19 protein-coding genes are annotated in these 21,167 nt (G+C 74.6%); 12 read left to right on the forward strand and 7 right to left on the reverse strand.

The annotated features are described in order from the left end of the window. Positions 1-17: 17 nt before the first annotated feature. Positions 18-1,154: a sensor histidine kinase gene (locus ABZ693_RS10795; RefSeq protein ID WP_359875463.1), complete on the reverse strand. Its 1,137-nt coding sequence runs from the start codon at positions 1,152-1,154 to the stop codon at positions 18-20. Between the two features lie 35 nt (positions 1,155-1,189). Further along, complete coding sequence (locus tag ABZ693_RS10800; RefSeq protein ID WP_359875464.1) at positions 1,190-1,888, reverse strand: response regulator transcription factor; 699 nt, start codon at positions 1,886-1,888, stop codon at positions 1,190-1,192. Between the two features lie 210 nt (positions 1,889-2,098). Between ABZ693_RS10800 and ABZ693_RS10805 the strand changes: the two genes are divergently transcribed. The 10 genes from ABZ693_RS10805 (at position 2,099) to ABZ693_RS10850 (ending at position 12,816) form a co-directional block, all read left to right on the forward strand. Then, on the forward strand, positions 2,099-2,737 hold the full coding sequence (locus ABZ693_RS10805; RefSeq protein ID WP_359875465.1) for a M15 family metallopeptidase: 639 nt from the start codon (positions 2,099-2,101) through the stop codon (positions 2,735-2,737). 71 nt (positions 2,738-2,808) lie between these two features. Then, a complete protein-coding gene (locus ABZ693_RS10810; protein ID WP_359875466.1) occupies positions 2,809-3,897 on the forward strand; it encodes an endonuclease/exonuclease/phosphatase family protein in 1,089 nt (362 codons plus the stop codon). Positions 3,898-4,039: 142 nt separating this feature from the next. Then, positions 4,040-4,540 (forward strand): TerB family tellurite resistance protein, encoded by a 501-nt coding sequence (locus tag ABZ693_RS10815; RefSeq protein WP_359875467.1) that lies wholly within the window; start codon positions 4,040-4,042, stop codon positions 4,538-4,540. 357 nt (positions 4,541-4,897) lie between these two features. Continuing rightward, a complete protein-coding gene (locus tag ABZ693_RS10820; RefSeq protein WP_359875468.1) occupies positions 4,898-6,316 on the forward strand; it encodes an SUMF1/EgtB/PvdO family nonheme iron enzyme in 1,419 nt (472 codons plus the stop codon). A gap of 45 nt (positions 6,317-6,361) precedes the next feature. Next, positions 6,362-7,165, forward strand: coding sequence for a class II aldolase/adducin family protein (locus tag ABZ693_RS10825; RefSeq protein ID WP_359875469.1), 804 nt, complete (start codon positions 6,362-6,364; stop codon positions 7,163-7,165). Further along, positions 7,162-8,223 (forward strand): LLM class flavin-dependent oxidoreductase, encoded by a 1,062-nt coding sequence (locus tag ABZ693_RS10830; RefSeq protein WP_359875470.1) that lies wholly within the window; start codon positions 7,162-7,164, stop codon positions 8,221-8,223. The genes ABZ693_RS10825 and ABZ693_RS10830 overlap by 4 nt, the downstream gene beginning before the upstream one ends. 3 nt (positions 8,224-8,226) lie before the next feature. Then, the gene (locus ABZ693_RS10835) at positions 8,227-9,528 is read left to right on the forward strand and encodes an aminotransferase-like domain-containing protein (protein WP_359875471.1); all 1,302 of its coding nucleotides are present in this window, start codon (positions 8,227-8,229) and stop codon (positions 9,526-9,528) included. A gap of 3 nt (positions 9,529-9,531) precedes the next feature. Continuing rightward, positions 9,532-10,053, forward strand: a complete 522-nt coding sequence (locus ABZ693_RS10840) for a pyridoxamine 5-phosphate oxidase (RefSeq protein WP_359875472.1) — start codon at positions 9,532-9,534, stop codon at positions 10,051-10,053. Positions 10,054-10,063: 10 nt separating this feature from the next. After that, positions 10,064-11,500 carry an aminotransferase family protein gene (locus ABZ693_RS10845; RefSeq protein WP_359875473.1) on the forward strand — a complete coding sequence of 479 codons (1,437 nt, stop codon included), beginning with the start codon at positions 10,064-10,066 and terminating at the stop codon, positions 11,498-11,500. A 107-nt stretch (positions 11,501-11,607) separates the two neighbouring features. Next, positions 11,608-12,816 carry a cytochrome P450 gene (locus ABZ693_RS10850; RefSeq protein WP_359875474.1) on the forward strand — a complete coding sequence of 403 codons (1,209 nt, stop codon included), beginning with the start codon at positions 11,608-11,610 and terminating at the stop codon, positions 12,814-12,816. A gap of 19 nt (positions 12,817-12,835) precedes the next feature. Here the strand turns inward: ABZ693_RS10850 and ABZ693_RS10855 are convergent, their stop codons facing one another. Together ABZ693_RS10855 and ABZ693_RS10860 are read right to left on the reverse strand one after the other, a co-directional pair. Continuing rightward, a complete protein-coding gene (locus ABZ693_RS10855) occupies positions 12,836-13,255 on the reverse strand; it encodes a (2Fe-2S) ferredoxin domain-containing protein (RefSeq protein ID WP_359875476.1) in 420 nt (139 codons plus the stop codon). Next, the gene (locus ABZ693_RS10860) at positions 13,252-15,249 is read right to left on the reverse strand and encodes a heavy metal translocating P-type ATPase (RefSeq protein ID WP_359875477.1); all 1,998 of its coding nucleotides are present in this window, start codon (positions 15,247-15,249) and stop codon (positions 13,252-13,254) included. The genes ABZ693_RS10855 and ABZ693_RS10860 overlap by 4 nt, the downstream gene beginning before the upstream one ends. A 93-nt stretch (positions 15,250-15,342) precedes the next feature. Here ABZ693_RS10860 and ABZ693_RS10865 point away from each other — a divergent pair, with 93 nt between their 5' ends. Next, a complete protein-coding gene (locus ABZ693_RS10865; protein ID WP_359875478.1) occupies positions 15,343-15,729 on the forward strand; it encodes an ArsR/SmtB family transcription factor in 387 nt (128 codons plus the stop codon). A 9-nt stretch (positions 15,730-15,738) separates the two neighbouring features. Here ABZ693_RS10865 and ABZ693_RS10870 read toward each other — a convergent pair whose 3' ends face one another. Then, entirely contained in the window at positions 15,739-15,933 is a 195-nt protein-coding gene (locus ABZ693_RS10870; RefSeq protein WP_359875480.1) for a hypothetical protein, read from the reverse strand. A 245-nt stretch (positions 15,934-16,178) separates the two neighbouring features. Here ABZ693_RS10870 and ABZ693_RS10875 point away from each other — a divergent pair, with 245 nt between their 5' ends. Continuing rightward, positions 16,179-18,011, forward strand: a complete 1,833-nt coding sequence (locus ABZ693_RS10875; RefSeq protein WP_435842392.1) for a hypothetical protein — start codon at positions 16,179-16,181, stop codon at positions 18,009-18,011. Here ABZ693_RS10875 and ABZ693_RS10880 read toward each other — a convergent pair. Together ABZ693_RS10880 and ABZ693_RS10885 are read right to left on the reverse strand one after the other, a co-directional pair. After that, positions 17,951-20,269: an NB-ARC domain-containing protein gene (locus tag ABZ693_RS10880; protein ID WP_359875482.1), complete on the reverse strand. Its 2,319-nt coding sequence runs from the start codon at positions 20,267-20,269 to the stop codon at positions 17,951-17,953. The two genes, ABZ693_RS10875 and ABZ693_RS10880, sit on opposite strands and share 61 nt — an antisense overlap. A 78-nt stretch (positions 20,270-20,347) precedes the next feature. After that, a complete protein-coding gene (locus ABZ693_RS10885; RefSeq protein WP_359875483.1) occupies positions 20,348-21,118 on the reverse strand; it encodes a TetR/AcrR family transcriptional regulator in 771 nt (256 codons plus the stop codon). Positions 21,119-21,167: the final 49 nt, after the last annotated feature.

Here is a 21,167-nt window from a genome sequence, read left to right on the forward strand (position 1 = left end):
GGCCGGTGCCCGCGTCCCTACTCGACGGCGGGCAGGGAGACCCGGACGGTGAGGCCGCCGCCCGGGTTGGGGGTCAGGTCCAAGTCCCCGTGGTGGGCTCGGACGATGCTGGCGACGATCGTCAGGCCGAGGCCGTGACCGCGGCGGGTCGGATCCTTCTCGGCGACGCGCCCGCTGCCGCGCAGGAACGGTTCGGTGAGCCGGTCGACGGCGACGGGCAGCGGCGGCCCGGTGTTGGTGACCGTCAGGAGGGCGCGGCCGGGGCGGAGCGGGTCGGGGCCGGTGGTCAGGGCGAGCGATCCGCCCGTGGGCAGGTTGTGCCGTACGGCGTTGTGGAGCAGGTTCAGGACGAGCTGGCGCAGCAGGACGTCGTTGCCGTCGACCAGGGCCGGGCGGGGGTCGGCGGACAGGGCGACGCCGCGCGTCCCGGCCTCCTCGCGGACCGTCTCGACGGCGCTCCGGGCGAGGCCGGCGAGGTCGAGCGGTTCCCGCGCGGGCGGGGTGTGGTCGAGGGCGGAGAGCTGGAGCAGGGCGTCGGTGATGTCGATGCCGCGCTGGTTGGTCTCGCGGAGCCGGGAGACGAGCCGGCCGTAGTCCTGGCCGTCGGGGTCGGCGACGGCCACGTCGAGCATGGTGCGGCTGACGGCGAGGGGCGTCCGCAGTTCGTGCGAGGCGTTGGCGGCGAACCGCTGCTGGGCGTCGAAGGACCGCTGGAGCCGGGCGAGCATGTCGTCGAAGGTGTCGGAGAGTTCGGTGAACTCGTCGCGCGGGCCGGTGAGTCCGACGCGGTGGCCGAGGGAGCCGTCGGCGGCCCGCCGGGCCGCGCGGGTGATGTCCTGGAGCGGGCGCAGGACGCGGCCGGCGATCAGCCAGCCGGCCCCGAGCCCGATCAGCGCGAGCAGCAGCAGGACGACGCCCGACGCCTTGACCAGGGCCTGCAGGATGTCGGGGCGCGTGGCGACGGCGGCGGCCTGCGGGTTCAGGTCGCCCAGCGGGTAGTCGGGGACGAAGCGCAGGGCCAGGTAGACCACGACCAGGCTGAGCGATCCGGCGACGAACACGAACAGGGCGTAGGTCAGCGTGAGTTTCATCCGGGCGGTCAGCCGCCGCGGCCGCCGGCCGGGCCGGGCGGGCACGGCGGGCTGGGCGGGCATAGCGGAGGAAGCGGACGGGGGTACGGATTCGTGTCTCATCGTCCGTCACGCCCCGGCGCCGCGGACCGCCCGGCCGGCTCGTCGAGGCGGTACCCGACGCCGGACACGGTGTGGATGGCCCATGGTTCGCCGAGCCGCTTGCGCAGTGCGGACATGGTGATGCGGACCGCGTTGGTGAACGGGTCGGCGTTCTCGTCCCAGGCCCGCTCCAGCAGCGTCTCCGCGCTGACGACCCCGCCCCGCGCGGTCATCAGGACCTCCAGGACGGCGAACTGCTTCCTGGTGAGCGCCACGTACCTCCCGTCCCGGAAGACCTCGCGCCGGAACGGGTCGAGCCGGATCCCCGCGCAGTCGATGACCGGGGGCGTGCCGTCCTTGGGGCGGCGGGCCAGCGAGCGGAGCCGTACGACCAGTTCCTTCAGGTCGAAGGGCTTCGTCAGGTAGTCGTCGGCGCCGATCTCGAACCCGGCGACCTTCTCGTCGATCAGCCCCGCCGCGGTCAGCATGAGCACCCGGCAGCCCAGCCTCCGTTCCACGATGATCCGGCACACGTCGTCGCCGTGGGTGCCGGGGATGTCGCGGTCGAGGACCACGATGTCGTACTCGTTCACGGCGAGGCGCTCCAGGGCGGTGTCGCCGTCCCCGGCGATGTCGGAGGCGATGGCCTCGAGCCTCAGTCCCGCCTGTACCGCCTCGGCGAGATACAGCTCGTCCTCGACTATCAGCACCCGCATACGGTCTCTCCTGCTTCGCGACGCCCGACCCGGTCTGTCCGCGCGTCCCCACTGGAAACGGTACGAGGACGGCGCAAGGACATCGAAACGGCAGAGGGATATCGAAAACGTATCGGGAAATCGAAACGGCCAGGCAACACGGCCCCCCGTTCACTCAGGGCATCGGTCCGCGGCATCACCCGCCGCCCGTCCAGACGCCCGGAGGCGACCATGCACGACGACGATCCCACCGCGAACGAGGCCGCGACGGCGGTACGCCGTTCCCCGGGCCGGACCGCGACCACCGTCGGCGCCGTGGCGGCGGTGGCGGTCGCCGCGCTGGCCGTCGCGCTCTGGGGTACGGGGCCCGGGAACAAGCCCGCCGCACCGGCCGCCGGCGCTCCTCCGGGGACCTCGGCCGCCGCCCCGGAGGACGACGACGACAGTGAGCAGCCGGACGGCCGCCCGCTCACCCCGTTCGACACCCGGTACCCGGCCGTCGGCCGCCTGGACGCGGGCCTGCTGAAGGCCGTCCAGGAAGCGGCCCGGGACGCCCGCGCCGACGGCATCGAGTTCCGGGTCACGTCGGGGTGGCGTACGAAGAAACACCAGCAGCGGCTGCTGGACGAGGCCGTCAAGCGGTACGGGAGCACCGAGCGGGCGCGGCAGTACGTGAGCACCCCGCAGAAGTCGGCCCACGTGACCGGGAAGGCGGTCGACATCGGCCCCACCGACGCCGACGACTGGCTCATCCGCAAGGGTGCCCGCTACGGCCTGTGCCAGGTCTACAACAACGAGATGTGGCACTTCGAGCTGCTCACCAGCCCCGGCGGCACCTGCCCGAGCCCGCTGACCGACGCGGCCGGCTGACTGCGATGCGTTCACCGCGTTCCCCGCGCGCAGCCGCCGTACCGACGCCACTCCCCTCCCCAGGACCCGCCATGCCGAAGGTGTACGAGGACCCCTACCCGGACGTGTACATCGGGGGCGGTTTCTCCGACCCCACCGCACCACCGTCCGCCGACCCTGACGACCCCGACGGCCCCGCGCCCGAGCCCGCGCCCGAGCCTCAGGCCGACCCCGAACCCGCCCCCGAACCCGGCTTCCTCCCCCGCCGCCCCGCGGACCGCGTCCTCGGCGCCGTCGCGGTGGCCACCGGCCTCGTCCTGCTCGGCCACTCCCTCGTACCGAACACGCCCGGCAACCTGGGCAGCCTGCTCGACACGGCGCTCCCCTGGACCGGTCCGGCCGTACCGGCACTGCTCCTCGCCGCCCTGATCCGCAGGTCCCGGCCGGCCGGGATCGCCGCGCTCCTGCTCGGCGCCGTGTGGGCCGCCGTGTTCGCGCCGCTGTTCCTCGGCGGGAGCGCCGGCGCCGCGCCGAACCTGACCGTGGTCACCCACAACGTCGGCGCCGCCAACCCCGACCCCGCCGGGACCGTCCGGACCCTGCTGGCCGCCCGCCCCGACCTGGTGGCGCTGGAGGAGGTCACCGACGAGGCGCTGCCCGCGTACCGGAAGGCGCTGGACCGGCGGCTCCCCCACTCCGTACGCGTCGGCACCGTCGCCCTGTGGAGCCGCTTCCCGATCGCCGAGTCCCGGCGGGTCACCATCGACCCCGGCTGGAGCCGCTCCCTGCGCGCGCTGGTCCAGGGACCGGACGGGCCCCTCGCCGTCTACGTCGTCCATCTGCCGTCGGTCCGGGTCGGCGCGGCCGGTTTCGCCACGGGCCGCCGCGACGAGACGCTCGACGCGCTCGTCCGGACGCTCGACGGTGAGCGGCAGCGCAAGGTCCTGCTGTTGGGCGACCTCAACGGCTCCACCGCGGACCGTGTGTTCGCGCCCCTGACGGACCGGCTGACGCCGGTCGAGGAGGAGTCCGGCGCCGGCTTCGGTTTCAGCTGGCCGGCGGCCTTCCCGCTGGCCCGTATCGACCACATCCTCACCCGGGGCGTCACCCCCACCGACGCCTGGACCCTCCCGGCCACCGGCAGCGACCACCGCCCGGTCGCCGCGGGCCTGCGCGCCTAGCTTCGACCGCTCGCGTCCCCTCTGGGGCACAACCACACCACGCCCAATTACTCATTGCAATCCCATGATTACCCGCTGTACCCTCCTCGTGATCAACAGACCCGCACACGGTGGGTCGAACCACCACAAGGAGGTGACACGTATGGCGATCACCAAGGAGAAGCCGGCCGACCTCGGCCTCCGTTGGATCTTCCAGAGCTACTGGGGATTCGACCGTGCCCCGAGCACGACCGACTTCGAGGCCTACGGCAAGGCCCTTCTCATCTGCGCCAACGCGGATGGGGACCTCGCTCCGCAGGAGCGCGACTTCGCCGTCGGTCTGATCGCGGGCATGCACGGCCCGGACGAGCTCGTCGAGGAGCTCAAGAGCTACCCGGGCACCGACGACCTCGCGAAGGTGCTCAGCCGCGCCAAGGGCGCCAAGGAGTCCGCCGGCTGTCTCGTCTACGACACGATCCGTGTCTGTACGGCGGACGGCGTCCTCGCCGACGCGGAGCGCCGGAAGATCGAGGAGATGGCCGATCTGCTGGACGTGTCCCGCGACTCGGTGCAGGAATTGATCGCGATCTACAAGCAGGAACGGGATCTGGTCGACCGCCGGTTCCGCGTCTGCTACCCGGACCCGCAGCACCGCCCGTTCTGAACCGGGCGCCGGTGCCCCTCCGAGCAGCGGGAGGGAGGTGATCCGACATGACCGCCGAGGACTTCCTGGGCTCCCGCGAGGCCGGCGAGACCGCCACCAAGTGGTGACGGCGCCGTCCTGAGGACGAGCCATAACGGCACGGGGCCCGCCTTCACGGGGTGCCCGGACCACGCACGACGCCCTGGGCGCCGCGTCACGCGGCGTCCACGGCCCCGACTTCCCCGCCCGCCCCCTTGGACGGCCCCTCCTACCGTCCCCGAACCCCGCTCTCCCGAACCCCGCTCCCGAACCCGCTCCCGAACCCCGCCCCTGAGCCCTGACCCTGACCGAGCCCTGACCGAGCCGAGGTAAGTGCCCGTGCGTTTCGAGTTGCCCACCCTGGCCGCGCTGTCCTGTCTGGACGACGGCGCGTACGCGGACCGGCTGTCCCTCCTGGAGAAGGAACTGGCGGCGGAGCCCGCCGCACCGGAGTGCGAGGCCGTGCTCCGCAGAGGAGCGGTGGAGCACCGCGACTGGAACGTGCGCCGGCTGTGCGTCGAGCACCTGGCCGCCCGGTTCGGCGACGTGCCGGCCGCCCGTGAGGCGATCTGCGCGGCGACCCACGACGACGTCGACTGGGTCGCGTTCACGGCCATCAACGTGGTGGGGGCCCAGCGGATGCCGGAGGCGGCCCGGGACCTCATCCGGATCTCCGGCTGGCCCAGCAACTTCAGCCGGCCCGCCTACGCCCGCAAGCCCGTGGGCTGCGGCGCCGCGCTGACCAAGCGCGCGCTGTGGAACATCTTCGGGTCCACCGACGCCGACGAGCTGCGCCGTCTGGAGGACGAGCACTTCGCCGAGCTGCGCGCGCGGGTCGACGCGGACCGCCGGGAGCCCGATCTGAGCGACGCGGTCCTCGTGCCGGGCGGACCGTCGATCGTCGGCGCCCGGGCGTCCGCCGTCGGCCCGTTCCGGATGGACGACTCGGACAACCCGCTGCGGGTCGTTGAGCTGCCCGACTTCTACGTCGACCGCACCGCCGTGACCAACGAGCGCTACGCGCGCTTCCTGGCCGACGTACGGTCCGGCGACGCCGCCCGGTGGGCGCATCCGGACCAGCCGGAGGACAAGGACCACACCCCGGCGCACTGGCGCGACCCGCGCTTCAACAATCCCTCCTTCCCCGTGGTCGGCGTCGACTGGTACGACGCCTACGCGTTCGCCCGGTGGGCCGGCGGCCGGCTGCCCTCCGAGGAGCAGTGGGAGAAGGCCGCGCGCGGCACCGACGGCCGCCGCTACCCGTGGGGCGACGACTGGGACACGGACCGGGCGCGCAGCGTCGAGTCGGCCTATCCGGAGGAGAGTCCGCGCGACCTCGCCGAGCTGGAGGCGCTGCTGGTGCGCACCTCGCTGTCCTGGCCGCCGGAGCCGGTGGTGGCGGCCGACGCGCTGCCGGGCGGGGCGAGCCCGTACGGCGCGCTCAACATGGCGGGGAACGTCTGGGAGCTGACCCGCACCAACTTCTTCTCCCGGCAGGACATGGCACCGTTCTTCAAGGGCCGCAGAGGCCCCGAGTTCATGAACCGTCCCGAGGCCTTCCATGTCCTCAAGGGCGGTACGTGGACCTCTCCGGCCGTCTGCCTCACCACGTACTACCGGGGCAAGGACCTGCTGACGGACCGGCACAACGAAGTGGGCTTCCGCTGCGTCTACGACGCCTCGCCCGCCTCGCCCGCCGCGTCCGCCGCACCTGCCACGCCCAGCGCATCGACCGCGCCCACCGCGCCGACGGCCTGACCCCCCTCCCGCCTCCCCTCTCCCCCCTCCCCCTTGCGAGGACCTGTGACGACCACCCTGACCACCGCTCTCCCCGCGGCGGACGTACGGGACGTGAAGGACCGGCTCGTCGCCGGGATCCGGCTCTTCGGAGCGCTGGGTTACGGACACGGTCTGGCCGGCTACTTCAGCGCGGCCGACCCGCGCCGCCCCGGCCACTACTGGGTCAACCCGCTGGGCGTCGACTTCACCGAGGTCCGCGCGGACGACCTGCTGCTCGTCGACCCGCTGGGCGAGGTCCGCGAAGGGCCTGGCACGCTCAACCCGTCGGTCGACGCGCTGCACGGCGAACTGCACCGGGCCCGCCCCGATCTGACGGCCTTCGCGCACACCCATTCGCGGCTCGGCAAGGCGTGGTCGACGCTCGGCCGCCGCCTCGACCCGATCACCCAGGACGCCTGCCTCCTCTTCGGGCGGCACGAGGTGTACGAGCGCTTCGGCGGCCCGGTCACCGACCGGCAGGAGGGCAAGGAGATCGCCCGGACCCTGGGCGGGGGCTCGGCGGTCGTCCTGCAGAGCCACGGCTGGGTCACCGGCGGCCGGTCGGTCGCGGAGGCCGCCTGGCTGCACGTGGCGATGGAGCGGGCGGCCGACGTGCAGATCCTGGCCGAGTCGGTGGGCACCCCGCGCCGCATCCCGGAGGACGTCGCCCGCGCGACGGGCGCGATGCTGAGCCGACTGGAGTACGCGGAGCGGCAGTTCACCAACCTGTGCCGGTCCACCGGCGTCACCCGCGACCTCTCCGGCCCCCACCCTCTCGACCATCCCGTCGGCCACCCGGCCGGCCACGACGAGGGGCCGGCGCGATGAGGATCGGACTCAACTTCCTGCCCACGCTCGCGCCGCACGAGGTCCCGGCCGCCGAGTACTACGCGGACTGTCTCGACCTCTGCGCGGCGGCCGACCGGCTCGGCTTCTCCCACGTCAAGGCCGTCGAGCACTACTTCCACCCGTGGGGCGGCTACAGCCCGGACCCGGTGGTGTTCCTCTCCGCGGTCGCGGCGCGCACCTCGCGCGTACGGCTGGTGACGGGCGCGTGCGTCCCCGCGTTCAGCCATCCCGTCAAGCTGGCGGCGTCGCTCGCCATGCTCGACAACCTCTCGGGCGGCCGGCTGGACGCCGGCTTCGGACGGGCCTTCCTGCCCACCGAGTTCAGCGCCTTCGGGGTGCCGATGGAACAGAGCAAGGAGCGGATGCGGGAGGGCGTCGACGCCGTCGTCCGGCTGTGGTCGGACAGCGACTTCACCTGGAACGGGACCTTCCACCGCTTCGGCCCGCTGCCTCCGCTGCTGCCGCGGCCGGTGCAGCGTCCGCATCCGCCGGTGTACGTGGCGGCCACGGTCTCGGAGGACTCCTTCCGCTGGGCCGGCGAGCGCGGCTACCACCTCATGATCATCCCGATCGTCGCGTCCCACGAGCGGCTGGCCGGGCTGCTCGAAGCCCACCGCGAGGCGCGCGCGGCGCACGGCCACGCCGAGCGGGGCCGGGTCCACGTCAGCTACCACGCCTATGTGGCGGAGGACCGGGGCGAGGCGCTGGAGGAGGCCGAGCGGCACTTCGAGGACTACAAGGCCAAGCAGCTGGAGGCGTACGCGTCCTGGCGCGGCGTCGCGTCGGAGCAGTACCCCGGCTACGAGAAGATGGAGGCCGCGACCCGCGCCACCACCTTCCGGGACCTGCTGGACGCGGGCAACGTCATCGTCGGGACGCCCGCCGACGCCGCCGACGCGCTCCAGCTGGTGGCGCGGCGCTATCCGGGTGCCGAGGCCAGCCTGCACGTACGGTTCGGCGACATCTCCGCGCGCGCGGCGCTGCGTTCGGTGAACCTGCTCGGCCGGGACGTGCTCCCCAAGGTCGCGGACGCCTGAGCCATGACAACGCCCCCGGCGACGCCTTCCCCCGACCGCGCCCCGCGGGCCGACCCCGCCTGGCGGGTGTCGCGGCACGCCTCCGGTCTGGCCCCCTCGGTGATCGCGGAGGCCCTGCGCGAGGCTGCCGAAGGCGGCGCCATCTCGCTGGCCGCCGGCTGCCCCGCCGAGGAGACCCTGCCCGTGGCGGAGACCCGCGCGCTCGTCGAGCGGGTCCTCGCCCGGCCGGGCGCGCTCCAGTACGGCGACACCAACGGCCTGCCCGGGCTGCGGACCTGGATCGCCCAGGACACCGCCCGACGGACCGGCCGGTCCGTCGCCTCCGGGCAGGTCGTGATCACCCACGGCTCCCAGCAGGCCCTGGACCTGGTGTGCCGGGCGCTGCTCGATCCCGGCGACACGGTGATCGTCGACCGGCCGAGTTACAGCGGCGCGCTGCACGTCCTCGGGCTGCACCAGGCCCGGGTGCGGGCCGTGCCCATCGCCACCGACCCCGATCCAGACCTGTCGGCGCTCGAAGGCGTCCTGGCCGAGGGCCCGCCCGCGCGGCTCGTCTATGTCGTGCCGAACTTCGCCAACCCCACCGGCGCGTCCCTCACCGCCGGCCGGCGCCGGGCCCTCGCCCGCCTCGCCGACCAGTACGGATGCGTGGTCGTCGAGGACGACCCGTACCGCGACCTCGCCTTCGGGCCGGCCGGCGGTGACACCGACGAACAAGGAGAGCAGCAGGAACAGCCCGAACAGGCCCCGCCGCTGGCCGCGCTCTCCGACCGGGTCGTCACCCTCGGCAGCTTCTCGAAGGTGCTCAGCCCCGCGGCGCGCACCGGCTACCTGGTCGCGCCCGAACCGCTGGCTCCCCTGCTGCGCACCATGAAGGAGGCCGTGGACCTGGGCAATTCGGCCTTCACCCAAGCGCTCGTGCTGGCCCTGGTGACCGAGCCGGGGCTGCTGGAGCGCAGGCTGGCGACGCTGCGGTCCGTCTACCGCGACCGGCAGAAGATCATGGTCGCCGCCCTCGGCTCGTATCTGGGCGAGGAGCTGGAGTTCCAGGTGCCGGCGGGCGGGTTCTTCGTCTGGGGGCGGCTGACCGGCGGCGGGGACACCCGCGCCCTGCTCCCGCTGGCGCTGCGCGAAGGGGTGGCGTTCGTGCCGGGCGCGGCCTTCTACGCGCACGACCCGGACGTGTCGACGCTGCGGTTGTCGTACGCGGCGGCCGACCCCACCCGGCTCGGCCCGGGCTGTCTGCGTCTGGCCCGCGCCGTCGGGCGGCTGCGGGCGGGGCCGAGGCCGGGGCGGGGGGCCTGAGCCGTGGCCGCCGCCACCGTGACGTACCGCCGGGGCGCGGACGGGCGCCTGGACCTCGGCGCGGACGCGCCGTTCGACGTCCCCGGCTATCTCGCCGCGCCGCTGGTCGCCCGGCTCGCGACACGCGACCTGACGCTGCACCCGGTCTGGTACCTGTGGGAGGACCAGGCCTTCTGGGTCATCACCGGCACCTGGTCGACGCTGGAGCGGCGGCTCGCGGCGGACCCCGCCTTCACCCTGGTCGTCGACACCTGCGCGCCGGCGGACGGGCAGGTCCGGCAGGTGATCGCCCGCGGCCGGGGGACGGTGACCGGGTACGACGCCGAGCGGGCCCGCCGCAAGCTGGTCCGGTATCTCGGGCCCGACGAGGACCGCTGGGACCCGCGGTTCCACACCGACGGGCCCGCCGCCGCGGTGAGCCGCTTCGCCCGGCTCGTCCCGGACCGGCTGCGCGTCGCCGACCTCTCCTTCCGGCCCGCCGCCCGCGCCCCGCACCCTCCGCATGACCCGTGCCCCTCGACGTAAGGACGCCGCCGTGACCGCCGATTCCCTCGCCCCGGCCCCGGAGGCCCTGGCCGCCACCGACCGCGCCCGCCTGGTGCACCCGTTCCTGCCGGCGGCCCAGGACAAGCGCGTCGTCATGGTCGAGGGGGAGGGCTGCCGCCTCCGGGACGCCGAGGGCCGCACGTATCTGGACGCCACGGCCGGCATGTGGCTGTGCCAAGTGGGCCACGGCCGGGCCGAGATCGCCGAGGCCGCCGCGGCGCAGATGCGCCGTCTGGAGTACGCGACGACCTTCTGGGACTTCACGCACGACCGGGCCGTCGCGCTCGCCGACCGCCTGGTCCGGCTCTCCCGGAACGGTCAGGGGGCCGCCGAGCGCGTCCACTTCACCAGCGGCGGCTCCGAGGGTGTCGAGATCGCCCTGCGGATGGCCCGTAACTTCCACCACCGCCGCGGCCAGACCGAGCGGACCTGGATCCTCACCCGTACCGGCTCGTACCACGGCGCCGGCTACGCGAGCGGCGAGGTCTCCGACTTCCCCTGCTACACCACCGGTTTCGGTCCGCACCCCGGCCGGGTGCACCGGCTGACCGCGCCGTACCCGTACGCCATGGGGCTCGACCCCGAGCAGATCACCGACCTGCTCGTGGACGAACTGGAGGCGGCCGTCGCCTCGATCGGCGCCCACCGGATCGCCGCGATGATCGGGGAGCCGGTGCAGGCGCTGGGCGGGATGATCGCGCCGCCCGACGACTACTGGCCGCGGATCGCGGAGGTGCTGCGGCGGCACGGCATCCTGCTGGTGATGGACGAGGTGGTCACGGCGTTCGGCCGGGCCGGCCACTGGTTCGCCGCCGACCGCATGGGCGTGCGCCCCGATCTGACCGTCCTGTCCAAGGGCCTGACCTCCGGATACTTCCCGCTCGGCGCGGTTCTCATGACCGGCCGGGTCGCGGACGTGGTCACCGGCGACGGCGGGTTCCCCGTCGGCCACACCTACAGCGGCCATCCGACGGGCTGCGCGGTGGCGATGGCGAACCTCGACATCATCGAGCGCGAGGACCTGCTCGCGGCGGCCGACCGCACCGGGGCGCGGCTGGCCGCCGAGCTGGCCACACTGCGCGGACTGCCCTCGGTGGGCGAGACCCGCCAGTACGGGCTGATGGCGGCCGTCGAGATCGTGCGGGACTCCCCCACCCGGGACCCGCTGCCCGAGGGCACGTACGCCCTGGCCGACGAGATCCGGGACCGGACGGGCGTCCTCGTCCGCGGCGGTCCGCGGGCCCTGACCCTGGCCCCGCCGCTGGTGATGTCCGACGCGGAGGTCACCGAGGCCGTCGCCGGGATCGCCGAGGTGCTGTCCGGGTTCCACCGGCGCGCGGCGGCGCCCGGGCCGGGGCCGCACGCCGGGGCGCACGCGGGGAGCGTCACGACTCCTCGTACCGAAACCACCCCGGCCGCGTCCTGAACGCCCGACGGAGATCACGGAGTCCACCGGTGGAGCACTGCCCCTTCCCCTCTTCCTCCTTCCCTTCCTCCTCCTTCCGCTTTCCCTTCCCCCGGGTACCGGCCACCTTGCCGCCCGACGCGTACGCGCGCTTCCGCCACGAGGATCCGGTGGTGCGGGTCGCCATGCCCAGCGGGGATCCGACGTATCTGATCACCCGGTACGAGGACGCGCGCCTGGTGCTCACCGACCCCCGCTTCTCCCGCAGCCTGGAACTCGCGGGGCTTCGGCTCGGCGCCGTCGGCATCGCGGACCATCTGCTGCTGTCCACGCTGGCCAACATGGACCGCCCCGAGCACCCGAGGCTGCGCCGCGTCGTCGCACCGGCGTTCAGCCGCGACCGGGTGGAGCGGCTCCGGCCCCGGATCCGGGAGGTGACCGCCCGGCACCTGGACCGGCTGGCCGAGCTGCCGCCGCCCGTCGACCTGGCGGAGGCCCTGTGCAGCCGGCTGCCCGCCGCCGTGCTCCTGGAGTATCTGGGCATCCCGCTCTCGGACCGGCAGGACCTGCTGCACTGGACGAAGGTGCTCACCGACCTCAGCGGGCACGCCCAGGAGGAGGTCGACGAGGCGCGCGGGCTGCTGCACCGGCACCTGAAGGAAGTGATCGCGGAGCGGCGCCGTCATCCCGGCGACGACGTGCTGACGGCGCTGTCCCGGTGCTGTTACGAGGACGGGGGCATCACCGAGCTGGAGCTGGAAGCCCTGGCCATGTTCCTGCTGATCGGCGGGCTGCACACGGTCGTCTACCAGCTCGGGCTCATCGTGGTCGCGCTGCTGTTGTGCCCCGAGCGGGCCGCCGAACTGGCCGCGACCGACGAGCCCGAACCGTGCGTCGAGGAACTCCTGCGCTACACCAACGCCGTCGAGTCCAGTCTGCTGCGGATCACCACCGAGGAGGTGGAGATCGCCGGGGTGACGATCCCGGCCGGCAGCGCGGTGCTGCCGGCGATCCCGGCGGCCAACCACGATCCGGCCCGGTTCGCGTGCCCGGAGACCATCGACTTCACCCGGTCCGCCACCGGCCATCTCACCTTCGGCCACGGTATGCACCGCTGCCTCGGCGCCCCCATCTCCCGGCTGATGCTCAACGTCATCGTGCCGGAACTGTTCCGCCGGCTGCCCGACCTGCGCCTCGCCGTCCCGGCCGAGGAACTGCGCTGGCTTCCGGACCGGCTGCTCACCGGGTACGCGAGCATCCCGGTCACCTGGTCGGGGCGGCCGGACACGACCGTCGACACGCGGGAGGCCCGGGTCGTCACGTCGGACGCGCGCTGACCCGGTCGTCCATCGACCGCTATCCGTCGGGGAGTTCGGCGCGCACGCGTCGGGACGGGGCGAAGGCGTAGAGGTCGAGGATGCCGGGCGGGTCGGCGAGGCCGGGGCCGCCCGCTTCGATCCAGGCGGCGATGTCGGCGGCCGCGTCCTCGTCGTCGACCAGGCCGAGCCAGACCGGCCGGCCGCCGGCGGCGCGGCCCGCCGCCGAGGGCTGGACGACGAGGACGTTGGCGCGTTCGCAGGAGTCCAGGCAGCCGGTGACCCGGACCCGCGCGCCGGCGGGCAGGGCGCGGCGCAGGGCGTCGAGCTGGGCGGGGTGGTCGACACCGGGGACCTTGGGGGTGCCGCAGCAGCAGCCGCGGCAGACGGTGACGGTGCAGGTGGGGGCGCCCGTTCGGGCAGGGGCGGTGTCCTTGCGCTTTCCGGTGCGGCGGCTCATCGGTCGCTCCCGGGGTGGGCGCGGCGCCAGGCGCCGTCGGCCAGCAGCCGCAGGCCGTTGAGGCCGACGAGGACGGTGGAGCCCTCGTGGCCGGCGACGCCGAGGGGCAGCGGCAGGGTGCCGATCAGGTCCCAGAGGACGAGGGCGGTGATGAAGGTGCCCGCGATGACGAGGTTCTGGACGACGAAGGCGCGGGCCCGGCGGGACAGGGCGACGACCGCGGGGATGGCGGCGAGTTCGTCGCGTACGACGACGGCGTCGGCGGTCTCCAGGGCGAGGTCGGAGCCGGCCCGGCCCATGGCGATGCCGGTGTGGGCGGCGGCCAGGGCGGGGGCGTCGTTGACGCCGTCGCCGACGACGAGGACCCTGGCGCCGGCCTGCTGGAGTTCGCGTACGGCGGCGACCTTGTCCTGGGGCAGCAGCCCGGCGCGGACATCGGTGATGCCGGCCTCGGCGGCGAGCCGGGCGGCGGCGCGCGGGTTGTCACCGGTGACCAGGACCGGGGCGCGGCCGGTGAGTTCGCCCAGCGCGCGGGTGGTGAGGGCGGCGTCGGGGCGGAGCCGGTCGGCGATCGCGAGCACGCCGGCCGGCCGCCCGTCGAGGGTGACGACGACGGCCGTACGGCCTTCCTCCTCCAGTTCGGCGGCGAGGACGGCGGCCGGGTGGGCCGGGCCGTGGAGGCCGTGGAGGAGACGGGCGGGGCTGCCGACGGCGACGGCCCGGCCCTCGACGGTGGCGGTCACGCCGGTGCCGGGGGTGGAGCCGAAGTCCTCGGCGGGCGGCAGGTCGAGGCCGCGGGCACGGGCGGCGGCCACGACCGCGCGGGCGAGCGGGTGCTCGCTGGGGTGTTCGGCCGCGGCCGCGTACCGGAGCAGGGTGTTCTCGTCGAGGGCCGGGCCCTCGCCGTCGGACGCGGCCAGCGGGCGCAGGTCGGTCAGGCGCGGGGTGCCCTCGGTGAGGGTGCCGGTCTTGTCCAGGGCCACGGCGTCGATCTGGCCGAGGCGTTCCATGACGACGGCGGACTTGACGAGGACGCCGTGCCGCCCGGCGTTGGCCATCGCGGAGAGCAGCGGCGGCATCGTGGCGAGCACGACGGCGCACGGCGAGGCGACGATCATGAAGGTCATCGCGCGCAGCAGGGTGGGCTGGAGCTCGGCCCCGAGGAACAGGGGGACGGCGAAGATCAGCAGTGTGGCGGCGACCATGCCGAGGCTGTAGCGCTGTTCGACCTTCTCGATGAACAGCTGGGTGGGCGCCTTGGTCTCGGCGGCCTCTTCGACCATCGCCACGATCCGGGCGATCACCGACTCCGACGGGTCGCGTTCGACCTTCACCCGCAGGGCGCCGGTGCCGTTCAGGGTGCCGGCGAAGACCTCGTCGCCGGCCTGCTTGGCCACGGGCATGGGCTCGCCGGTGATGGTGGCCTGGTCGACTTCGCTCAGGCCGTCGAGCACCCGCCCGTCGGCGCCGATCCGCTCCCCGGGCCGGACGAGGACGACATCGCCGACGGCCAGCTCGCCGGCCGGGACCGTGGTCTCCGTACCGTCGTCGGCGAGCCGGGTCGCGGTCTCCGGCGCGAGGTCGAGCAGACCGCGTACGGAGTCGGCGGTCCGGGCGGTGGCCACGGCCTCCAGGGCGCCGGACGTGGCGAAGATGACGATCAGCAGCGCGCCGTCGAGGACCTGGCCGATCGCGGCGGCGCCGAGGGCGGCCACCACCATCAGCAGGTCCACGTCGAGCGTCTTGTCCTTCAGGGCCTTCAGGCCCTCCCAGCCGGGCTCCCAGCCGCCGGTGACGTACGTGGCCGCGAACAGCGGTCCCCACAGCCAGGCCGGCGCGTCCAGCAGGTAGAGGGGGAGGGCGGCCAGGAAGAGGACCAGCGCCGCGAGCGCCCACCGGGCCTCGGGCAGGGCCAGGATCCGGGTGCGCCGCCGGGGCGGCACCGGGCCGGTTCCGGCGGTGGTGCGGGACGGCCGCTCCAGGACAGAGGACATGACGGAGGAACCCTTCACGGGTGGGCGGGGCTGCCCCTCCACCATACAAGAACACCTGAACAGATCTTCATGTGTCGTCCGTATCATGGTCGCATGGGCCACGGAACGAACGCCGGAGACAGCGCCACCACCCGCGAGCGCCTCGACACGGTCGGCGCCGCCGATGTCGCCGCCACGCTCCAGGCCCTCGCCACGCCCTCGCGCCTGTACATCCTGGCCCGGCTGCGCGAAGGGCCGTCCTCGGTCGGCGAGCTCGCGGCGGCCGTCGGCATGGAGCCCTCGGCCTGCTCCCACCAGCTCCGTCTGCTGCGCAACCTCGGCCTCGTGACCGGCGAGCGGCACGGCCGCTCGATCGTCTACGCCCTGTACGACAACCACGTCGCCGAACTCCTCGACCAGGCGCTCTACCACGTCGAGCATCTGCGCCTGGGCGTCCGCGACCTGCCCGCCGAGCTCGCGGCGGGAGCGGCGGCCGAGTAATCGGTCGCGCTACGGGAGGAACGGCGCGGGGGGCGCGAGCACCGGACCGGTGCCGTAGCGCAGGTCGTACTCCTCGTCGGACATGATCTCGGTGCCGCCGCCGCAGTCCTCGGCCGCCACCGCCCGCGCGACGGGACCGGCGCCGAGGGCGGCGATCGCGGCGATCAGGGGAAGGGGGGCGAGGAACGCTCGCGTCGTACGCATGGAGCGCAGCCAACCAGACGGACACCGCCTCGCCCGGCGCCACCCGGGGCACACCACCCGAACGGGGAAACCGCGCCCGGTAGCCTTCCCCCGAGAGAAAGCGAAGGTCGGTTGTCCCGCATTCCTGATTATGCTAACCAGCCGGAAGCCGGAAGCCGGAAGCCGGAAGCCGGAAGCCGGACGGCCGTCGAGGTCCTGAGGGCGGCGGGTGCGCGGCCCGTGCGGACGCCGGGCGGAGGTGCGCGATGGAGCCGGTGACTCCGGCGGTTCCGGCGATTACCGCGAACCCCGTCGCTCGCGTCCTGACGCCGGTGGGTCCCGACGCGGCGCGCTGGCGGACCTTCGACGGCGAGCGGACGCTGGTCGTGGCGGCGCGGACGGTCACCTCGCTCGTACGGGCCCTGGACGTCGTCCCCGAGATCACGCACGACGATCCGCGCGTCACCGTCGTGTTCGCGTACGACCCGACGTCCGCGTTCAACGACGGCGTCCTCGATCTGCTGCGCGACCTGGGCTGCCGTACGCTCCCCTGGCCCCAGCTCGCGGAGATCACGCCCGATCTGCTGCTCTCCGCCTCCGAGAACATCAAGGTGCCGCCCGGCGACTACCCGGTGCTCGTGCTGCCGCACGGCGTCGGCTTCCACAAGCGGGTGCCCGACTCCGAGGGCCCCGGCACCCGGCTGTCGGGCCTGGTCCCGGAGGAGCTGCTGGCGGCCCGCCGGGCCTGGCTCGCCGTCTCGCATCCCGACCAGGCCGCGCAGCTGGCCGCCGCCCACCCCGGCACGGCCGGGCGGACCGTCCTCGTCGGGGATCCCGTCCTCGACCGCCTCCTCGCCAGTGCCCGGCGGCGAGAGCGCTACCGGGCCGCGCTCGGGGTGCCGCCCCGTCAGCGGCTGGTCCTGGTGAGTTCGACGTGGGGCGGCGAGTCGCTGGCCGGGACCCGGCCCGGGCTTCCGGCCGAGCTGCTCGCCGAACTGCCCGCCGACGAGTTCCGGGTGGCGCTCGTCCTGCACCCCAACGTCTGGTCCGCGCACGGCGCCTGGCAGATCCGGGTCATGCAGCGATCGGCCGTGGAGGCCGGACTGATCGTCGTCGATCCCACGGACGGCTGGCAGCAGGCCCTGGTGGCGGCCGATCTGGTGATCGGCGACCACGGGTCGGTCACGCTGTACGGGGCGGCGACCGAACACCCGGTCCTGCTCGGGGCGTTCGGCTCGGAGTCCGTGCCGGGGACGGCGGGGCACGCGCTCCGTTCGGCCGCCGGGTGGCTGGACGACGACGGCGGCCCGCTGCGCCCGCGCGTGGAAGCGGCCCTGACCGGAACCGGGCACGCGCCCCGGCTCGCCGAGGTGGCGGCGCGTGCCTTCGCCGAACCCGGCACGGCCCTCCCCCGCCTGCGGGAGCTGGTCTACGAGCTCCTCCGCCTCGCCCCACCCAAGCGGCTGCCCGCCCGCGGCCCGCGCGCCTTCCCGCTGCCGCCCCCGCACACCGCCCGGGCCCGTTCGCTGCTCGTCCGCACGACCGTCGTACGGGACGACGGCACCGCCGGTGAACTCCACGTCCACGTCGACCGTTTCCCCGCCGGACTCGCCACCGATCCGGCCGAGGACGACCACAGGTACTGGCATCTGGCCTGCGACGTCGACGAGCCGGACACCCGGCTGACGGAGAGCGCCACCGTCGTGTCCGCCGCCTCCGGCGTCTGCGCCCCGGGCGCGGCGGCCGAGGGCGTCGCGCGTCTCCTCGCCGACTTCCCCGGCGCGCGGATCGCCGCGCTGCCCCGGGAGGCCGACTGCCTGGTGGGCCTGCGCGACGGGCGTACGGTACGGGTCGCCGCCCCGGACGGCGCCGCGCTCACCGACCCCGGCACGGCCGCCGCGGCGGTGTACGCGTGTCTGCGGGCCGGCGTCCCGCCGTACGGGACGACGCTGGTTCTCCATCACGGTCCGCACCAGCGGCGGCGGCTGGAGCTGGAGCCGGGCCCGCGGGAACCCGCCCCGGCCACCGGTCCCGGACGTCAGCCGGTGGCCAGCCGCTCCAGGACCGCGGCGGCCCGCGGGCTGCCGCCCTCCTCGTAGACGGCGAGGGCGCGGCGCAGGCAGTCGCGGGCCCGCGCACTGTCGCCGACCTGCTCCGCCAAGCCGGCGAGGTCCTCCATGATCCGCGCCTCGTAGTGGAACGCCTCGCCGCGGCGCAGGACTTCGGCGGCCTCGGTCAGATCGGCGACGGCGCCCGCCGGGTCGCCGAGGGCCGCCCGGACCCGGCCGGTGTCCGCGAGGGCGCGGGCCGCCATGCGCCGGTCGTCCAGCGCGAGGAGTGCGTCGCGGGCCCGGCCGAGGGTGGTCAGGGCGGTGCGGGAGTCGCCGGCCGCGTGCTGGGCACAGCCCAGGAAGTAGCGGGCCAGGGCCTCGCCGCGCGGCTCCCCGGCCTCGGCGTTGAGCGCGAGCGAGGCGCGGTAGGCGTCGATCGCGCGGGCGGGATCGTGCCGGTCCCAGTACCGGCCGGCGAACTCCTGGACCGACGCCTGGAGCACGACGTGCCCGGACTCCATCGCGAGCCGCTCGGCGACCGCCAGGTGCGCCCGGGCCGGCTCGTCCTGCCCGAGGTCCATCAGAGGCCGTGACAGCAGGCTGCGCAGCCGGGCCTCGGCCGCGCCCGCCCCGTCCCGCCCGGCCGCGGCGATCCCCAGTTCCAGCGACTCGCGCCAGTCGGCGAGGTGCCGGTGGTGCAGGAAGAGCACGGTGAACGCCTCCGCCGTCTGCCACACCGGGCGGTCGAATCCCAGCTCGGCGGCGGTACGGAGGACGGCGAGGATGTTGCCGCGCTCGGCCTCCAGCCAGCGCAGCGCGTCGCGGCCGGGGTCGTCGGCGCCCGCGAACGGACCGGCGCCGTACGGGCCTTCGGGGCCGTGGCCGTCGCGGTCCGCCCCGAGCACCTCGGCCGGATCGGTGATCCGCAGCCGGTCGGCGCGGACGGCGAGGTCGGCCCGTACGGTCAGGCGCAGATAGTGCCCGGCAACCCGGCCGGCCGTCTCCCGTACCGCGCCCGGCGGGTCCTGGGCCACGGACCTCTCGCGGGCGTGCAGCCGCACCAGGCCGTGCAGGGTGGAGCGGCGGTCCTCCAGGACGGTCAGCAGGCCGGCGTCCTCCAGTTCGCCGAGGGCCTCGGCGGCCGTCTCCACCGGCCAGTCGCCGGCGGCCGCCGCGACGGCGGTGTCGAAGCTGAGTGCGGGCAGCCGGCCGAGGGCCCGGTACAGCCGGGCGGCCAGGTCGGAGAGGTCGCGGTAGACGAGGTCGAGGGCGGCGGACACGGTGCGCTCCTCACGGGCTGGGGCCGGGGCCGGTGCGGGAGACCCGGGAGTCGGCGCGGGGGCTCCGGACACGGCGATACGGGCGAGGCGGCTCTGTTCGTCGGACAGCTCGTCGGCGAGTCGCGCGAGAGTGAGATGACGACGCGTCACCAGCCGTGCGGCACACAGCCGCAGGGCGAGCGGCAGTCCGCCGCACAGCTCGACGAGACGGGCCGCGGCGGCCGGTTCGTCCGCGATCCGGCGCGGTCCGCACAGGGCCGCGAGCAACTCCAGGGCGCTGTCCGCGTCGAGGACGTCGAGCGGGAGCAACGACGCCCCGTCGAGGACGAGTTCGCCGAGCTGCCAGGTGCTGGTGGCGAGCAGGGCGCTGCCGTCGCCCTGCGGCACGAGGGCGGTGACCTGGGCCGGGCGGGTCACGTCGTCCAGGACCACCAGCATCCGGCCGCGCCTGCCCGACAACTCGCGGTAGAGCGCGGCCCGTTCGGCGAAGCCGGTGGGGAGGTAGGTCTCGTGGACCCCGAGGGCGCGGAGGCAGACGGCCAGCGCCTCCGACACGTCACCGCCGACCGCCCCTGCCCCGCTGCCGCCCGGGCGCAGGGCCGTGAAGTCGACGAACAGCCGACCGCCCGGGAAGAGCCGCCGGTTGCGGTGGGCCCATTGGGTGGCGGCGGCCGTCTTGCCGATGCCGGGGAGTCCGCTGAACACCCCGATCGGGCAGTGCCCCGGGCCGCTTCCGGCGGTGCCGACGGCGAACGCCTCGTCGAGCGCGGCCAGCGGTGCGTGGCGGTCGACGAACCCGCGGGGCGGCCGGGGCACCTGGTCCGGGTGCCGGTCCCGCGCGGGCTCCGCGCCCTGGGCGGCGGCGTGGTAGTTGAACGTGATGGAGCCCTGGACGACGCCCACTTGGGCCACCGGACCCTCGACCCGGCCGGAGAGGTCGTTCCGCGTCTCGGCCGCCGGAAGACGCTCCGGCTCGGCCCGCGCGCCCCGCTCTCCCGACGCGTCCGGCTCATCCCGCCCGGTCATGGACCACCGCCTCTCGGACCGCCGCTGCCGGTCAGGAGTCACCGTACTGGACCCCGCCCGCCCGCGAGGTCCGGCGCCTCACACCGTGTCACCTCCGGGGCCCGGCACACCCCCCGTACCCCGGACGCCACCCGCACCTCGTACACCGCCCGTACGGGCCAGGGTCGCCGCCGCGCTGTCCAGGAGCATGTCGAGGGCGGTCGGGTAGGCGCTGTTCTTCATCCGGGCGATCAGCCGGGGCGCGGTCGCGGCGATGTGCGGGTGGGTGCCGGCCGGGAGGCGTGCGTACGTGGCCTGCCAGACCGCCTCGTCGGCGGCCCGGGCGGTGTGCGGGAGCGCGAGGGCGGCCGCGTCGAGGGCGGCGAAGGCGAGCGCCTGGTCGATGAAGGCGTGGTAGACGCGCACCGCTTCGGCGTCGGGCAGGCCGGCCGTGCGCAGCACGCCGATGACCGCCTCGTCGGCGGCGATCTCGTTGGCCCGGCCGCTGACCCGGCTCGCGGTGAGGATCGCCGCCTGGGGATGCGCGAGGTAGGCGGAGTGGATGCGCAGGCCCAGGTCGCGCAGGTCGTGGCGCCAGTCGCCGGTGGCCCGCCAGCCCCGCAGCGCACGGCCGACGAGTTCGTCGCCGACGGCGAGGAGGAGGTCGTCGGTGTTCCGGAAGTAGCGGTAGAGGCTGCTGGGGTCGGCGCCGAGCGCGGCGCCGAGCCGGCGCACCGTCAGTCCGTCCCGGCCGTGTTCGTGGAGCATGCGCAGGGCGGTCTCGATGTAGAGCCGCTCGGAGAGGACGACACCCGCCTTGCTGGGCTTTCTACGGCGCCGAGCCGCCTCCGACACCACTTCCTTAGGCATGACCGTCCCTTTCGCGCCCGTTTCCCAGGTTACGCCAACAGTGTTGACC

It is taken from the genome of Streptomyces laurentii (assembly GCF_040635425.1).
GTDB classification, from domain to species: Bacteria; Actinomycetota; Actinomycetes; order Streptomycetales; family Streptomycetaceae; genus Streptomyces; species Streptomyces laurentii.

Bases quoted from the DNA above. Each gene is read 5' to 3' on its own strand.
- ABZ693_RS10795 (WP_359875463.1), bottom strand. From the start codon at position 1,154: ATGCCCGCCCAGCCCGCCGTGCCCGCCCGGCCCGGCCGGCGGCCGCGG.
- ABZ693_RS10800 (WP_359875464.1), bottom strand. From the start codon at position 1,888: ATGCGGGTGCTGATAGTCGAGGACGAGCTGTATCTCGCCGAGGCGGTA.
- ABZ693_RS10805 (WP_359875465.1), top strand. From the start codon at position 2,099: ATGCACGACGACGATCCCACCGCGAACGAGGCCGCGACGGCGGTACGC.
- ABZ693_RS10810 (WP_359875466.1), top strand. From the start codon at position 2,809: ATGCCGAAGGTGTACGAGGACCCCTACCCGGACGTGTACATCGGGGGC.
- ABZ693_RS10815 (WP_359875467.1), top strand. From the start codon at position 4,040: ATGGCGATCACCAAGGAGAAGCCGGCCGACCTCGGCCTCCGTTGGATC.
- ABZ693_RS10830 (WP_359875470.1), top strand. From the start codon at position 7,162: ATGAGGATCGGACTCAACTTCCTGCCCACGCTCGCGCCGCACGAGGTC.
- ABZ693_RS10835 (WP_359875471.1), top strand. From the start codon at position 8,227: ATGACAACGCCCCCGGCGACGCCTTCCCCCGACCGCGCCCCGCGGGCC.
- ABZ693_RS10855 (WP_359875476.1), bottom strand. From the start codon at position 13,255: ATGAGCCGCCGCACCGGAAAGCGCAAGGACACCGCCCCTGCCCGAACG.
- ABZ693_RS10860 (WP_359875477.1), bottom strand. From the start codon at position 15,249: ATGTCCTCTGTCCTGGAGCGGCCGTCCCGCACCACCGCCGGAACCGGC.
- ABZ693_RS10865 (WP_359875478.1), top strand. From the start codon at position 15,343: ATGGGCCACGGAACGAACGCCGGAGACAGCGCCACCACCCGCGAGCGC.
- ABZ693_RS10870 (WP_359875480.1), bottom strand. From the start codon at position 15,933: ATGCGTACGACGCGAGCGTTCCTCGCCCCCCTTCCCCTGATCGCCGCG.
- ABZ693_RS10875 (WP_435842392.1), top strand. From the start codon at position 16,179: ATGGAGCCGGTGACTCCGGCGGTTCCGGCGATTACCGCGAACCCCGTC.
- ABZ693_RS10880 (WP_359875482.1), bottom strand. From the start codon at position 20,269: ATGACCGGGCGGGATGAGCCGGACGCGTCGGGAGAGCGGGGCGCGCGG.
- ABZ693_RS10885 (WP_359875483.1), bottom strand. From the start codon at position 21,118: ATGCCTAAGGAAGTGGTGTCGGAGGCGGCTCGGCGCCGTAGAAAGCCC.